The organism is Moraxella oculi, from assembly GCF_023336735.1.
Taxonomy (GTDB): domain Bacteria; phylum Pseudomonadota; class Gammaproteobacteria; order Pseudomonadales; family Moraxellaceae; genus Moraxella; species Moraxella oculi.
This window is the reverse complement of record NZ_JAMBAQ010000003.1, coordinates 45,799-60,721: the sequence shown is the minus strand read 5'-3', so window position 1 is coordinate 60,721 and position 14,923 is coordinate 45,799. Positions and strand designations below refer to the sequence as shown.

Genomic DNA, 14,923 nt, shown 5'->3' with positions numbered 1-14,923 from the left:
TTATCTATCGACTCTCATGCCAAATAGAAATTTAAAAAGTAGTAGATTATAGCACATCAGAGAAATTTGGCAAGACCTTAGACAGATATAAAATAAGCACCCAGTGATTTGAGTGCTTATTTCATGTTTTAGATTCTAAATGATGTCAAATCACACCAACTGTGCCACGCTAATTTTGTCGGATTTGTCAGTGTATTCACTCATTTGATCAAAGTTGAGATAATTATAAACTTCCGCCTCCATTGATGACAGCTTGCCTGCATATGACATGTATTCGTCAACGGTTGGCAGCTTACCAAGTACCGAAGCCACAGCTGCAAGCTCAGCAGATGCCAGATACACATTCGCCCCTTGACCCAATCGATTTGGGAAGTTACGAGTGGATGTCGATACCGCAGTGGAATTGGGTGCGATGCGTGCTTGGTTACCCATGCACAGTGAGCAGCCAGGCATTTCGGTACGCGCACCTGCTTGGGCATAGGCATTATAATAACCTTCATCCATCAGCTGCTTTTCGTCCATTTTGGTCGGCGGTGCAATCCATAGGCGAGTAGTCAAACTGCCTGCTGGTACCTCTGAAAGCAGTTTGCCTGCAGCACGGAAGTGACCAATATTCGTCATACATGAACCGATGAATACTTCATCAATCTTATCGCCAGCCACCTCTGAAAGCAGCTTGGCATCATCTGGGTCATTTGGACAACATAAAATCGGCTCTTTAATGTCCGCCAAGTCAATTTCATACACTTTGGCGTATTCAGCGTCCGCATCGGCTTTTAATAAGCTTGGATTATCCAGCCATTTTTGCATATTCTCAGCACGGCGAGCCAGAGTACGGGCATCACCATAACCTTCGCTAATCATCCATTTGAGCATCACAATATTTGAGCGTAAGTATTCAGCAACCTTCTCCTCTGATACAGTAATGGCACAGCCTGCCGCCGAGCGTTCAGCAGATGCATCAGACAACTCAAAAGCCTGCTCAACTGTCAATGAATTCTCCATCTCCGTCAAATCAATCTCCAAGATACGGCCAGAGAATATGTTTTTCTTACCTTTTTTCTCAACCGTCAAATCACCCTCTTGAATGGCATAGTAAGGAATGGCATGAACCAAATCACGCAGGGTAATGCCAGGCTGCATTTTACCTTTAAACTTCACAAGCACCGACTCAGGCATGTCCAATGGCATGACACCCGTCGCTGCTGCAAACGCCACCAGGCCAGAGCCTGCTGGAAACGAGATGCCAATTGGAAAACGAGTGTGTGAGTCGCCACCAGTACCGACCGTATCAGGCAGTAACATGCGGTTTAACCATGAGTGAATGATGCCGTCTCCTGGGCGTAGCGACACACCGCCACGATTCATGATGAAGTCAGGTAGCGTGTGGTGCGTTACCACATCAATAGGCTTGGGATAGGCAGCAGTATGACAGAATGACTGCATCACCAAGTCAGCCGAAAAACCCAAACATGCCAAATCTTTCAATTCATCACGAGTCATTGGACCTGTGGTGTCTTGAGAGCCAACGGTAGTCATTTTAGGTTCGCAATAAGTGCCTGGTCGAATGCCTTGACCTTCTGGCAAACCACAAGCACGACCAACCATTTTTTGTGCCAAAGTAAAGCCTTTGCCAGTATCGCTGGGCTGTTCTGGCGTGCGGAATAATGTTGATGGTTCAAGACCTAAAGACTCACGAGCTTTGCCCGTCAGGTTGCGACCGATGATTAAGTTAATACGACCACCAGCACGCACCTCATCTAGCAATACAGGGGTTTTTAGTTTGCTTTGGGCGATTTGTGTGCCGTCTTTAAATGCTGTAACAGTCGCTGTGTCATGGTCGATTTTTAGGGTAATTTCATCACCCATGTTCATGTCTGCGACATCAATCTCTACAGGCAATGCACCTGCATCTTCCATGGTATTAAAAAAGATTGGTGCAATCTTACCGCCCAGGCAAACGCCACCGTCTTTTTTATTTGGAATGTGGGCAATCGGGTTACCAAAGAACCAAAGCACAGAGTTGGTCGCCGATTTACGAGATGATCCAGTACCCACCACATCACCAACATAAGCGACTTGCTTGCCACGCGAGATCAGCTCTTTGATTTGACTTAAAGGGCCGATTTCACCATTTTTTTCAGGGTAGATACCATCACGCTCATTCTTTAACATTGCGTTGGCATGCAATGGAATGTCAGGGCGACTCCAAGCGTCTTGTGCAGGCGACAAATCATCAGTGTTAGTCTCTCCTGTTACCTTAAAGACCGTGATGGTCATCTCAGATGGCACATCTGGGCGGCTGGTGAACCACTCCGCTTGCGCCCAAGACTGCAACACCGCTTTAGCATTTTCATTGCCCGCTCTGGCTTTATCCTCAACATCGTGAAATGCGTCAAACACCAACAATGTCTTTTTTAAGGCTTCGGTTGCCAGTCCACCAAGCTCACTGTCATCAAGCAAGTCAACAAGTGGGGCGACATTATACCCCCCTAACATCGTACCTAGCAGATACACCGCACGCTCTTTACTGACCAGAGGAGAGCTTGTCTCACCTTTGGCAACAGCGTTCAAAAAGGCAGCTTTGACATAGGCAGCTTGGTCAACGCCTGCTGGCACACGATTTTCAAGCAAATCAACCAAATAAGCTTCCTCGCCTGCTGGTGGATTTTTTAATAACTCTACCAAATCAGCAGTTTGTGCATCAGTCAGTGGCTGTGGTGGTACGCCCAACGCTTCACGCTCGGCGACATGCTTGCGATATTCAGCTAACATTTGAGACATGACATTTTCCTTATTTAAAAATTTGATTCATAAGTGCTTGATCACTCATACACGCCAGCATGACGACCAAGTGCCTAGACAGTGTGTAGTCAACTACCCTACTTTAAAACTCCACATATCATAGCGTAAAATCATCATCAATTCAAAAAAATATTTGTCATAACCAACATTTATTTAAAAAATGCCACTGAATTAAAATGGGCAACTACTTCTTTAAATATCCAATTGATTTGGTCAACAAATCATCATGACTTTCATTAATCATGTTCATCAAATACAATCAAAAAAGCCCAACTTTGACAAAAAATTGATTGAAAATTTTAAAAATTAAAAAAGCCACACTTGTCATGAGCAAGTGCAGCTCTCAAACATGCGATTTAAACCCTAGATTTTATGGTGCGATAGATCGGCAACAATATCATAAATATTGCCAATATCCAAAGCATGATCGTGATTGGACTTCCCCATAATATGCCAAGATCTCCGCTTGAAATAGATAAAGCTCGGCGAAGATTGGACTCCATAAGATGACCAAGCACATAGCCTAAAATCAATGCTGATAATGGAAAATGCAATTTTCGTAATAGATAACCAAACAATCCAAAGGCCACCATTAATATCAAATCAAAAGTCGTACTATGAATGGAATACACACCCACAAAACTTGCCGCAGCAATCGCTGGAATTAAAATATAATTTGGCGTGTTAAGCATTTTTGCAAAAAAACCCACCAAAGGAAGATTTAAAGCAAGCAAAATGACATTGCCCACAAATAAACTGGCAATCAAACCCCAAACAATATCAGGTTGTTCAGTAAATAGCTGCGGACCTGGCGTGATATTGTACAAAGTCAACGCACCCATCATCACTGCTGTCGTGCCAGAACCTGGCACCCCCAAAGTCAGCATGGGAATAAACGAGCCACAAGCTGAAGCGTTGTTCGCTGCTTCTGGTGCTGCTATACCACGCAAATCACCATCACCAAATTTAGATGCCTTGCCTGCAATTTTACGCTCATTTGAGTAGGTGATGGCGGAGGCAATCGTAGCTCCCGCACCCGGCAAAATCCCTACCACAAAACCAGTCAAACCACTACGAACAATTGCTCCAAGTGCAAACATCAATTCTTTAAAATTTACCAGATTTCTTTTTCCCTGCTCTAAAGCCTTTTGACCGATGTTAGTCTGCTCCAACATGATGAGAATTTCACTGATGCTGAAAAAACCAATGACAATCGTTGTAAAAGCAATGCCATCAGACAAGCCAACAGAGTCAAAAGTGAAGCGGTAAACCCCAGTAACCGCATCCATGCCAACGGTTGCCAAAATCAAGCCAATCAGTGCAGCCACTGCAGTCTTGATTGGTGCGTCACTTGCCAGACCACTTAAACAAGTTAATGCAAATACCATGAGTACGAAATACTCGGCGGGACCGAATGAAATCGCCCACCTTGCCAATAATGGAGCGAATAAAACCACACCAACCGTCGCCAAAATAGCACCAATAAAAGAACTCACTGCCGAAAGTGATAAAGCGATTCCTGCCTTACCTTGTTTGGCAAGTGGATAGCCATCCAATGTTGACATGATGGCAGCAGCATCTCCTGGCACATTAATCAAAATCGCTGAAATTCTTCCACCGTATTCACAGCCTAAATATACCGCTGCAAGTAGAATTAAAGCAGATTCAGGTGGCAGTCCAAGCGCATAAGCGATTGGCAGTAAAATTGCCACGCCATTAATCGGACCAAGTCCAGGAAGCATACCAACGATTGTTCCAATCAACGCTCCAATAAATGCAATGATGAGATTTTTTGGGGTTGTGGCAATCGCAAAGCCATGCATCAAAAACTCAAAAACTTCCATTTAAAAAAAACCTAAAAACCAATGACCGATAACAAACCAGATGGCAAACTCACATCCAGCACCTGTTCAAATAATAAGTAAGTTAATAACGCCATCATGACAGATGATATCGCTGTCGGAATTGTTTTGCCATGAAATAACAAGCCAACTGCAAATGCCATCAAGCTTGTACTAATGACATAGCCCAAAATCTCAAATAAGGCACCATATAACAACAGGGCAAGCATGCATAATATAAGATTTTTAACCACAGGCTTACTCCATCCATAATCAATCTGCTTCATGAACTTAGCAGGTTGAAAAGCAAGCAGTGCCGAACCTATCGCCATCAAGGACAGTAACAGTATCGGATAAGGTCGTGGACCTATGGGATCATAGGCGATGGGTGCAGTGTAGCCCCATGCCATTATTATCATAACAACAGAGATACCGAGCAATACAAACGCAAATATTCGCTCTACTTTGGTATTCATACACACTCCAATAAAACAACCATCAGACTTAACAGGGTTTACAAAACAAGCTTCACTAAGGCGTTATGACCATCAAATTTATTTGGTCGTGGCTTGATCAATCAAATTCATCTCAGCTGACAATTGTGCCAGTCTTTCTTTTTCTTTATAAATATATTGCGTCAACTCATCACCAGTCATGGCAAAAGGAAACAGTTCACGATTTGCACGAATCTCGGCAAATTTTGGATCATCAAGCATCTTATCAATATTCAGCTTCCACCACGCATAGCTTTCTTCCGAGACATCAGGACCCATGTAGTAACCACGGATGACTGGCCATTGAATATCAAAACCTTGCTCTTTGGCAGTTGGAATGTCTTTAGCAGCCCCCTCCAAACGCTCTGGAGCAAATACCGCAAGCACTCGAATCTTACCCGATGTTACCTGCGGCATGACCTCTGCAAGACCTGAGCTCACCACTTGGATATGATGACCTAGCAGTGCCGTTACCGCCTCACCACCCCCTTCCATCGCCACATAGGACATATTGATTGGGTTGACACCAGCTTGTTTTGCTAATAGTGCAGTTTGTAGCCAGTCCTGACCACCGACACTGCCCCCAGCAGCAAAAGTTACCTTCTTAGGATCGGCTTTTAGTGCTTCAACAAGATCAGTAAGATTTTGATAAGGTGAGTCAGCACTGACTGATACCGCACCATAATCAGCACCTATCGCCGCAAGCCATTTGACATCTTTTTCTGTAAATTTTCCAAACTTTCCTTGTGATAAATTCAGCAGTGACCCTGTAGAAAAAGCAATGATGGCATCGCCGTTGGCACGATCATTAGAGACAATTTTATTATATGCCACCGCTCCCACGCCGCCTGGCATATAAGTAACACGCATTGGCTTGCTTAGCAAATTAGTATCCTGCAAACCTGATTGAATCAACTTACAGGTCAAATCAAATCCTCCGCCAGGCTTGGCAGGCGCGATACATTCAGGATGCTTAGGCTCAGCAACTGTCGCTGCTGCATCAGTACCTTTTTGAACACCCTCAGTCGGCTTGTCTTTACCACAAGCAACAAGTAGTATGGTGCCACCAATGACTAGTGCTAAGGTTGATAACTTCATAAACAAAATCCTTCTAAAAAATTAAGAGCATAGACCGCTTTTTTTCATGATTTGGTATTTTGTAAAAAAGACCAAAGTGGGTGAATTCATCAGCATCAATCATCACTCAAATTACAATGAAATAAAAAGTTGTGATACACCTTGAACATCACAATGAATGCCATGTCTGATGAATAGTTTATTTACTATCAGTAAAAAATATTTACAAAATGAACAAATCTTTTAATATATTAGCAAGACCATAGGGGGTGTTGTCAATAAAAAAAATCTCAAATTCACAAAAAATTAGCGTATAATAGAATCATCATGTCTGAATTCATCATTACTTTTTAACCACTTTTTGAACAATTACTGGAACTGTCATGTCCGTGCAAACCTTCACTCCAGAAGCTCGTCCCGCACCAAAAAAAGCCGTACAAGGCGAAAAACTGCGTGGCTATGATAAAGTCGCTCGCATTCCCATTAAAGTCATACCAACGACCGACGCACCCAAAAAACCAGATTGGATTCGTGTCAAGCTATCAAGCCCTGCTGAAGTAGAACGCATTAAGTCCACTTTGCGTCAGCAAAAACTCTATACCGTCTGTGAAGAGGCGGCCTGTCCCAACCTACCCCAGTGCTTTGGTGATGGTACGGCAACTTTCATGATCATGGGGGATATTTGTACGCGTCGCTGTCCTTTTTGTGAAGTTGCTCACGGCAGACCCAACCCCCTAGATAAAGATGAACCACGCCATACCGCTGAGACCATTCTTGGCTTGGGCTTGAAGTACGCCGTCATCACCAGCGTTGATAGAGATGATCTTAAGGATGGTGGTGCTGGGCATTTTGTGGAAGTCATCAATGAATCTAAGGCATTAAGTCCTAACTGCTTGATTGAGATTTTAGTGCCTGATTTTCGCGGTCGTGAACAAATCGCCATAGACTTGCTATCCCAAACTGCCCCAGATGTCTTTAACCACAACATTGAAACCGTACCACGCCTATATAAAGCTTTTCGTCCAGGTTCAGACTATCAGCATTCTTTAAACCTGCTCAAGCAATATAAAGCAAGCCGCCCAGATGTCGCCACCAAATGTGGCTTCATGGTAGGACTCGGCGAAACAGAAGAAGAAGTATACGCCTTACTTGATGACCTAAAAGCTCACGATGTGGACATCATCACCATCGGGCAATACCTAGCCCCAAGCAAAAACCACGCACCCGTGGACAGATATGTGCACCCAGACGAGTTCGCTCGCTATACCGAATATGGCAAAAAACTTGGGTTTTTTAATATCTGGGCAAACCCAATGGTACGCTCAAGCTATTTTGCTGACCGTCAATATTATGGCGAGCCTTGCCCACCGCCTGTGCGTAGCTCAAAAGCCCTAGCCGAAGAGAAACTGGCAAAGGCGAAGAAAGGTGAGAAGGTTGGGTGTTTTTAAACATTGATTTACGCCCAGTATAAAATAAGCGAGCTTTCTAGGCTCGCTTATTTTATGGATTGATATACTTACTTAAAAAAATTTTTAAAATTATTCTTGATATATAATAGCATATAATACTGACAATATTTTTTGCCAACCGTTTAAGAAGCTTCTTACGAACCCAACAACCAAACAAATGACCCAAAAACTTTGGTCAGACAAAACCACACTTGAAGAGTTCCAAACTCGTCAGATTATGATTGACGAACCCATTTTCCAAGAAGACGGTGAAGATAAGATTACTTATGTTCAAAGAAGTCAGTGTCGAACTACGCATAAACGCAAGGACTGCTAATTTATGCTTTATAAGTACTTAACTTACCATCGAATTGGAGAGAAGAATTTATTTATCCTACCTTCACTACCTAATTCGGTGGTATTAAATGATTTAGAATCCATTACTTTCCACGCTTTCGCCAAAGAACAAAATATTGAGATTTCCGAACAGTTTCTACTCTCAAATGGCGTCAGTCCAGAGCAAACAAAAGTAACCATAAACAGCTTATTGGAAAAGCTAAAAAGTGCTCAAATATGCCCCTTAACAAAAACACAGTTAAGCCATTCCTGCAATGAAGTATATCCAACAGACATACATTGATGCCTTACTCGTGGATGTAATTTAAGATGCACGCATTGTTACATCAGTGCCGATAAAGAACAACCTAATGAACTTTCCTTAGAACAATGGAAAATTGGCTTTAGGGCATTATTTGAATACATCAAAAACCCAAAAATTACCATTTCAGGTGGTGAACCAACCCAAAAACCTTACTTGGGAGACCTAGTTAAGTTTTTGGCTGATAATAATTGCACTATTACCATTTTTACCAATGGAAAAAGAAATATTGATTTGTTAATTCCTTATGTTTCAGAAGTTCAAGTATCCCTTGATGGAATTTCGCAAGAAACCAATGATAAAATAAGGGGTTTAGGGTCTTTTGTAAAAATTAGCAAGTTTATCAAAAATTTCCCTGACAAAACCAAGCTGACTGTTGCCATTACCTTAATGGCTCATAACTTTGATGATGTTAGAGAAAATCTGCATAATTTTATGCGTGTTCACAATTTGACAAATTCTAATATCAGATTAAATGCTCAATTGGAAGATTTTGGTCGTGCTGAAAACCTGCCTAATGAGTACAAAAACTTCTATTACGATCGAACCATTGAAATTGCCGAATTCATCAAATCAATCAATCCAAATGATAGCAATAACAATTGCATTAATAAACTAAATTGTGGAATCGGTTTGTCTATTGGCATTGATTCAAATGGGGATATTTATCCCTGTGATGAATTTGTTAATAAAATGGGCAATATTTTACACTTAAATTTATCATCAGCACTACAAAAATCTGTTGAAATCAATAAAGAGACACAAATTAATAATATGCCCTATTGTCAAAAATGTGATTTAAAGTATATTTGCTTGGGTGGTTGCAAGGCAAAAAATCTACAAAAAACAGGGTCTTATTTTATTCCTGATTGTTCCGAAAGAAAAAAATGGGCAAAATATGTGTCTCTGGCTTATCAAATATAGTCAATACATGTAATGGTAGATTTTTGGTAAAATATCCACTAAAATAGTGGATATTTTATTTTTACATAGCTTTATGACCCAAAAAACCATCCTCTCCTCCAACGGCATTCACCGCCTACACCACACCTTTTTCACCCCTAAAAGCAGGCCGATTGCTAGCTTGCTTATTGTTCACGGTATGAGCGAGCATGGCGGACGATATGCTGATTTTGCCCAGTTTCTTGCGGATAATGGCGTGCTTGTGGCGACTTACGACCAGCTTGGACATGGGCAGACGGTCAAGGACAAATACGAACTTGGATTTTTTGATGAAAAATATCCTGTGCAAATACTGTGTAAAGATGTCATCATTATGGCAGACAAGCTTAAAGAGCTTGCCCCAAGCGTGCCGCATTTCATCATGGGGCACTCCATGGGGTCATTCATTGTACGCACCGTACTGACCCATCACGCCATCAATTTTAGTGGTGTCATACTCATGGGTACAAGCAATGGCCTATCTTTAATGGGGAAAATCAGCCTCCCCCTACTCAATTTATTAAATCAATATCGCCCAAAACAAATCAATCTGGCACTGGCAACCTTACTCAATCAACACCTACTCAATCAAATCCGCTCACCCATCTCCACATCACCCTTAGCTTGGCTTGCGGAAAATGCGTCCGCCATCGATGATTTTGAAGCAGATGAGCTTTCAGGGTTTGTTTTTACCAATAATGGCTTCATGACTCTAATATCACTAATTGATCATGCCACCCATGCCGACTGGTACATGAATATGCCAAAGCAATATCCCATTTTGCTCATCAGTGGTAAAGATGATCCTGTGGGAAATATGGGGCAGGATATTGAGACACTCCATCAAACGCTGGTTGATGCCAACCATACCGTGAGTGTCAGACTATATCCAAACATGCGGCATGACATCTTACACGAAGTTGATCGAGAAAAAGTATGCCAAGATATTTTGCATTGGCTTAGACAGCATCTTAAGCAAAATTGATCAAAAAAGCTTTGTCATTTTATGGTAAAATGCCTCCAATCTCGTTCTTGTTACTAGGAAAAAAATATGTCAAATTTAGCAAGCATCATCGAACAAGCCTTTGAAAATCGTGCCAGCTTTAGTGCGTCCGACTGCCCCATTGACATTCGCAATGCTGTGAATGAAGCATTGGGCAAACTAGACTCAGGTGAGTTGCGAGTTGCTGAAAAGATTGATGGGAATTGGGTGGTACATCAGTGGCTAAAAAAAGCCGTGCTTTTATCCTTTAAAATCAACGATAATCGCCCAATGGGGTCTGGCGATTTGCAATTTTTTGATAAAGTGGATAGTAAATTTGCAGGCTGGTCAGCAGATGATTTTGCTAAAGGTGGCATGCGTGTTGTACCTCCTGCTGTCGCTCGCAAGGGTGCCTACATCGCCAATAATGTGATTTTGATGCCAAGTTATGTCAATATTGGTGCATTCGTAGATGAAGGCACGATGGTTGATACTTGGGCAACGGTAGGCTCTTGCGCTCAGATTGGCAAAAATGTTCATCTGTCAGGCGGTGTGGGCATTGGAGGTGTCTTAGAGCCTTTACAAGCCAACCCAACCATCATTGAGGATAATTGCTTTATCGGTGCACGATCTGAAATTGTAGAAGGCGTGGTGGTTGAAGAGGGATCTGTGATTTCTATGGGTGTCTATATCGGTCAATCCACAAAAATTTATGATCGTGAGACAGGAGAGATTACCTACGGTCGCATTCCAGCAGGTTCTGTGGTCGTACCTGGCAGCCTACCAAGCAACGATGGCTCACATTCACTTTATTGTGCCGTCATCGTCAAAAAAGTAGACGCACAGACCCGTGCTAAAACCTCAATCAATGACTTATTAAGAGCGGATTGATTGTCAATCAGCGATCATCAAAGCGGCCATGTTTTTTATGGTCGCTTTTTAGTTGAGATGGCAACACCATAAAAGCTTAACTTTTAATGTCGTGTCATGTGGTTAGACGCACACCCCCTTCCGCACACATGGTCAGTTAGGCATTTACCATCATTCAAATGAGGTTTGACCATTGATTAACACACCCAATTTTTGCTAAAACATCAGAAAATCACCCATTCATTCCAAAATCTGTTAGAATACTAAATTTTTTAACATGTCATCACATTCAAACTCTGCCTTATGTCAACCCAAAATCCGCCTGATGTTCAGCCCCTACGCAACGCCACAATCCCTACAACCGACCCCTCTGCAGGGTTGAAGCTGACTGAGATTTTTTATTCCTTACAAGGTGAAGCACTCAGCTCAGGCATGCCAACGATTTTTATCCGATTGACTGGCTGTCCACTTCGCTGCACTTATTGCGACACTACTTATTCTTTTTCAGGTGGTGAGCGTTGGGCGCTTGATGACATCATGGCAAAACTGACCCAATTTCCCTGTAAAAGAGTCTGCATCACGGGTGGGGAGCCACTCGCCCAGCCCAATGCCATCGCACTCATGCAGCTTTTGTTGACGAATGGTTATGAAATCTCCTTGGAGACGGCAGGTGCATTGTCAGTCAAAGATGTGCCTGTGGCGGTGTCAAAAGTGATGGATTTAAAAACACCAAGTTCAGGCGAAGATGGTAAAAACCTATGGGAAAATCTGCAATGGCTAACACCCAATGACCAGCTTAAAATCGTGATTGCCAATCGTATGGACTATGAATGGGCGGTGGAAAAACTTTGGCGATACGATTTGCACAAAAAATGTGGCGTGGTATGGTTCTCCCCCATGTTTGAGATTGACGCACGCAAATCTGATGTGCCAAACATCGCCATGCAACTTGCCGAATGGATCTTGGCAGACGGTCTGCCTGTACGCTTGCAACTGCAATTACACAAAATCATTTGGGCAGACGCACGAGGCAAATAAGCCAACAAAAAATTCTTTTAAAAACTTGATGAATTTGTTAAAATAGTAAGATTATTCCATATGATTCACCAAATAGAGAGAAATTATGGCACGAGTTACGATTGAAGATTGTCTGGATAATGTCGATAATCGCTTTGAGCTGATTTTGGTGGCAAGCAAACGCGCTCGCCAGCTTGCCAAAGGCAGTGCAGAGCCCACTGTTATTGTTGAAAATGACAAACCAACCGTTCTTGCCCTGCGTGAAATCGCTGCTGGCAATGTAACTCGTGCCATCTTAGATGAACCAGATGAAGAAATCGTCATTAAAGTTCCAGAATACATAGATCTTTCAAAACTGACACCTGATAATTTTTAAGCCAATTCCTGCTTACAGATGCCGCATGATTATCCTGCGGCTTTTTATTTATCATGCTAAAAAATAATGAATTGAAACATTTTTATTGTCTTTATATCAAATAAATATGATATTATTGGTAAAATCAATTAATTAACTTATTGACAATCCCATCATTCCTTGATATTTATAATATTTTTTAAGTGATTAAGGTCCCTATGTCAACCACTTATTGTCCGCACGATATCCCACATCATCTTAGCCACCCTTTGGTTGATGAATCTCGTGACAGTTTGATGCGTGCCATCAGCTATCTTAGCCATGCAGAGCGACAAGATGTATTGCGTGCTTGCCATTTTGGTGATGTGGCACATATTTTGGATAAACGCAAATCAGGGGAACCTTATATCACTCATCCAATGGCGGTGGCAGAGATTTTGGCGGGCTTTCGACTGGATCGAGACACCATCATCGCAGCGATTTTGCATGATACGGTTGAAGATACTGATGTGACAGATGAGATGATTTGTGCAGAATTTGGAGAAACTGTTTCACGCTTGGTCGACGGTGTTACCAAACTAAAGTCATCAAGCATGAACAAACAGCAAAGCCAAGCAGCCACTTTTCACAAGATTCTTACCGCCACACTCATCGATCCACGCGTACTCATCATCAAGCTTTCAGACCGTCTACATAACATGTCTACGCTTGATGCGGTCAGTGAAGAGAAAAGAAAACGCACCGCAACAGAGACATTAAATTTTTACATTCCTTTTGCTCGTGTCATGGGGCTTAATGACATCGCTGATTACATTGAACTGTTGTGCTATCGCAACTTAAATCCCGAGATGTACAATAAATTCACCGACAAGCTGCTACAACATGGGCTTGGTCGTAATTTTCAAAAGATAGAAATCAGCACCTACCTACAAAACCTACTCAATCACCTCAACTTACATGGTCATGTGCAAGTCCTAGACAATCGAACCTCCATGTATCGACAATTTTTTAAAAATCGTGGGCAAATCAATCGCCTAATTCGTCAATACGATTTTGAGGTGGTACTCAACGACATCGAATCTTGTGATAAAGTTGCTTCTTATTTGGTGCAAAGATATGAAATTGGCAACAATCAAATCAAAGACAACATCAGAAAACCCCAAGCAGGTGGCAATCAATCACTCACCCTCATCTATGAGCGTGATTACAATCACATTAAAATCACGCTACTAACCAAGCGAATGCAAGAAGCGGCACGACTTGGTGTCATCAGCAGCGACAAAGGTGATGTCAGTCATTCGGTCATACAAGCAAGTCTACGCAACATGAAAGATCTTGCCAACGGTGAGTCAGAAGGCAACATCAACGACAACACCGAACACTCCATCACCATCATCAATGAACTGCTCAACTATCTGCATGAACGCAAAATCGTCTGTTACAGTCCAAAAGGACGAGCTTATGAATTGCCTCGTGGCTCGACTGCATTGGATTTTGCTTATGCAGTAGGCCCTGCCATTGGCAACATCGCTATCGGTGCTGACATCAATGGCGAACATGGCAAGCTTGGCATGGTATTGGCAGACGGCGATTCAGTCAACATCGACACAGATAAAAACACCACACCAAAAGCCGATTGGCTTGGCTTTGTGGCCACCAACAAGGCCAGAAGCGAGATTCTAAAATTTTTAAAACATTTGCCAGACGACCAAAAAGAACATGCTGGTAAAGAAGCGCTCATGCGAGCTTTACAAGCTTATGACAAAAACATCGCAGACATCACTGATGATGAATGGACTGACATCTTAGCATGGCGTGGCGTGGACAGCCGAGAAGAGATTTTCATGCAAATATCCACAGGCACACTACTGGCTCAACTGGTGGTCTCACGCTTATTTAGCGATGAGGTAGATATTGCTGATGATCATGAAATCACCCAATCTAGGCATTTGCTGGCTGGTGTTAAAGGCATTGAGGTTACTTTTGCCAAATGCTGCAATCCCATCTATGGCGATCATATCGTCGGACATTCGTCTGCTCGCCAAGGATTGGTCATTCATCGCCATAAATGTTATTCACTCAACAGCATTCGCACTGCCAACCCATATCAAATCATTCAGACTCATTGGAAAGATGATATCAAGATTGATCACACGGCACATCAGTTACATTTTTCAGCAAAGCTACGCATTTTTGCCATGCTCAATGAAGAGCAAATCAGTCAAGCCATCTATGAGTTGCGAGCCATCAATATCGGTGTTGAAGATACCGCCATTAAGGTCAATGATAAAGACAGCAAACTTGGAACAACCACTCTTGATGTCGTCGTGCGTTCACGAACACATCTAGAAAATGGCATTCAAAAACTTCGACAAATTCTTGGATACCCAAACATCATGCGACTGTATCAATAGCAATCAAAAAACACTTGAAT

At 42.4% G+C, this 14,923-nt stretch carries 12 protein-coding genes and 1 pseudogene; 9 read left to right on the top strand and 4 right to left on the bottom strand.

Translation table 11 applies throughout. The annotated features are described in order from the left end of the window. Nucleotides 1–150: 150 nt before the first annotated feature. The 4 genes from M2R47_RS02455 to M2R47_RS02440 all read right to left on the bottom strand — a co-directional run bounded on the left by M2R47_RS02455 (nucleotide 151) and on the right by M2R47_RS02440 (nucleotide 6,238). A complete protein-coding gene (locus M2R47_RS02455) occupies nucleotides 151–2,775 on the bottom strand; it encodes a bifunctional aconitate hydratase 2/2-methylisocitrate dehydratase (RefSeq protein ID WP_249098690.1) in 2,625 nt (874 codons plus the stop codon). A 386-nt stretch (nucleotides 2,776–3,161) separates the two neighbouring features. Next, nucleotides 3,162–4,649, bottom strand: coding sequence for a tripartite tricarboxylate transporter permease (locus M2R47_RS02450; protein ID WP_249098419.1), 1,488 nt, complete (start codon nucleotides 4,647–4,649; stop codon nucleotides 3,162–3,164). 11 nt (nucleotides 4,650–4,660) lie between these two features. Continuing rightward, nucleotides 4,661–5,122 (bottom strand): tripartite tricarboxylate transporter TctB family protein, encoded by a 462-nt coding sequence (locus M2R47_RS02445; protein ID WP_249098417.1) that lies wholly within the window; start codon nucleotides 5,120–5,122, stop codon nucleotides 4,661–4,663. A 78-nt stretch (nucleotides 5,123–5,200) separates the two neighbouring features. After that, nucleotides 5,201–6,238, bottom strand: a complete 1,038-nt coding sequence (locus M2R47_RS02440; RefSeq protein WP_249098412.1) for a Bug family tripartite tricarboxylate transporter substrate binding protein — start codon at nucleotides 6,236–6,238, stop codon at nucleotides 5,201–5,203. Between the two features lie 362 nt (nucleotides 6,239–6,600). Between M2R47_RS02440 and lipA the strand changes: the two genes are divergently transcribed. The 9 genes and pseudogenes from lipA to M2R47_RS02400 all read left to right on the top strand — a co-directional run bounded on the left by lipA (nucleotide 6,601) and on the right by M2R47_RS02400 (nucleotide 14,903). Beyond that, the gene (gene lipA, locus M2R47_RS02435) at nucleotides 6,601–7,665 is read left to right on the top strand and encodes a lipoyl synthase (protein WP_249098409.1); all 1,065 of its coding nucleotides are present in this window, start codon (nucleotides 6,601–6,603) and stop codon (nucleotides 7,663–7,665) included. Between the two features lie 178 nt (nucleotides 7,666–7,843). Further along, a complete protein-coding gene (locus M2R47_RS02430) occupies nucleotides 7,844–8,002 on the top strand; it encodes a hypothetical protein (protein WP_249098407.1) in 159 nt (52 codons plus the stop codon). A gap of 318 nt (nucleotides 8,003–8,320) precedes the next feature. Continuing rightward, a pseudogene (locus tag M2R47_RS09475) lies at nucleotides 8,321–8,731 on the top strand (radical SAM protein); the annotation flags it as partial. Beyond that, the gene (locus tag M2R47_RS09470; RefSeq protein WP_335341976.1) at nucleotides 8,714–9,247 is read left to right on the top strand and encodes an SPASM domain-containing protein; all 534 of its coding nucleotides are present in this window, start codon (nucleotides 8,714–8,716) and stop codon (nucleotides 9,245–9,247) included. The pseudogene M2R47_RS09475 and the gene M2R47_RS09470, both read left to right, overlap by 18 nt. A gap of 73 nt (nucleotides 9,248–9,320) precedes the next feature. Beyond that, complete coding sequence (locus tag M2R47_RS02420) at nucleotides 9,321–10,250, top strand: alpha/beta fold hydrolase (RefSeq protein ID WP_249098404.1); 930 nt, start codon at nucleotides 9,321–9,323, stop codon at nucleotides 10,248–10,250. Nucleotides 10,251–10,316: 66 nt separating this feature from the next. Continuing rightward, on the top strand, nucleotides 10,317–11,138 hold the full coding sequence (dapD, locus tag M2R47_RS02415; protein ID WP_249098401.1) for a 2,3,4,5-tetrahydropyridine-2,6-dicarboxylate N-succinyltransferase: 822 nt from the start codon (nucleotides 10,317–10,319) through the stop codon (nucleotides 11,136–11,138). 282 nt (nucleotides 11,139–11,420) lie between these two features. Continuing rightward, on the top strand, nucleotides 11,421–12,155 hold the full coding sequence (gene queE, locus M2R47_RS02410) for a 7-carboxy-7-deazaguanine synthase QueE (protein WP_249098398.1): 735 nt from the start codon (nucleotides 11,421–11,423) through the stop codon (nucleotides 12,153–12,155). A gap of 85 nt (nucleotides 12,156–12,240) precedes the next feature. Then, a complete protein-coding gene (gene rpoZ, locus M2R47_RS02405) occupies nucleotides 12,241–12,510 on the top strand; it encodes a DNA-directed RNA polymerase subunit omega (protein ID WP_249098395.1) in 270 nt (89 codons plus the stop codon). A gap of 197 nt (nucleotides 12,511–12,707) precedes the next feature. Further along, on the top strand, nucleotides 12,708–14,903 hold the full coding sequence (locus tag M2R47_RS02400) for a RelA/SpoT family protein (protein WP_249098392.1): 2,196 nt from the start codon (nucleotides 12,708–12,710) through the stop codon (nucleotides 14,901–14,903). Nucleotides 14,904–14,923: the final 20 nt, after the last annotated feature.

Excerpts from the sequence above, each read along its gene's own strand:
- M2R47_RS02400 (WP_249098392.1), top strand. The coding sequence starts at position 12,708 with ATGTCAACCACTTATTGTCCGCACGATATCCCACATCATCTTAGCCAC.
- M2R47_RS02440 (WP_249098412.1), bottom strand. The coding sequence starts at position 6,238 with ATGAAGTTATCAACCTTAGCACTAGTCATTGGTGGCACCATACTACTT.
- M2R47_RS02430 (WP_249098407.1), top strand. The coding sequence starts at position 7,844 with ATGACCCAAAAACTTTGGTCAGACAAAACCACACTTGAAGAGTTCCAA.
- M2R47_RS02420 (WP_249098404.1), top strand. The coding sequence starts at position 9,321 with ATGACCCAAAAAACCATCCTCTCCTCCAACGGCATTCACCGCCTACAC.
- M2R47_RS09470 (WP_335341976.1), top strand. The coding sequence starts at position 8,714 with ATGGCTCATAACTTTGATGATGTTAGAGAAAATCTGCATAATTTTATG.
- M2R47_RS02450 (WP_249098419.1), bottom strand. The coding sequence starts at position 4,649 with ATGGAAGTTTTTGAGTTTTTGATGCATGGCTTTGCGATTGCCACAACC.
- rpoZ (WP_249098395.1), top strand. The coding sequence starts at position 12,241 with ATGGCACGAGTTACGATTGAAGATTGTCTGGATAATGTCGATAATCGC.
- M2R47_RS02445 (WP_249098417.1), bottom strand. The coding sequence starts at position 5,122 with ATGAATACCAAAGTAGAGCGAATATTTGCGTTTGTATTGCTCGGTATC.
- dapD (WP_249098401.1), top strand. The coding sequence starts at position 10,317 with ATGTCAAATTTAGCAAGCATCATCGAACAAGCCTTTGAAAATCGTGCC.
- queE (WP_249098398.1), top strand. The coding sequence starts at position 11,421 with ATGTCAACCCAAAATCCGCCTGATGTTCAGCCCCTACGCAACGCCACA.
- lipA (WP_249098409.1), top strand. The coding sequence starts at position 6,601 with ATGTCCGTGCAAACCTTCACTCCAGAAGCTCGTCCCGCACCAAAAAAA.
- M2R47_RS02455 (WP_249098690.1), bottom strand. The coding sequence starts at position 2,775 with ATGTTAGCTGAATATCGCAAGCATGTCGCCGAGCGTGAAGCGTTGGGC.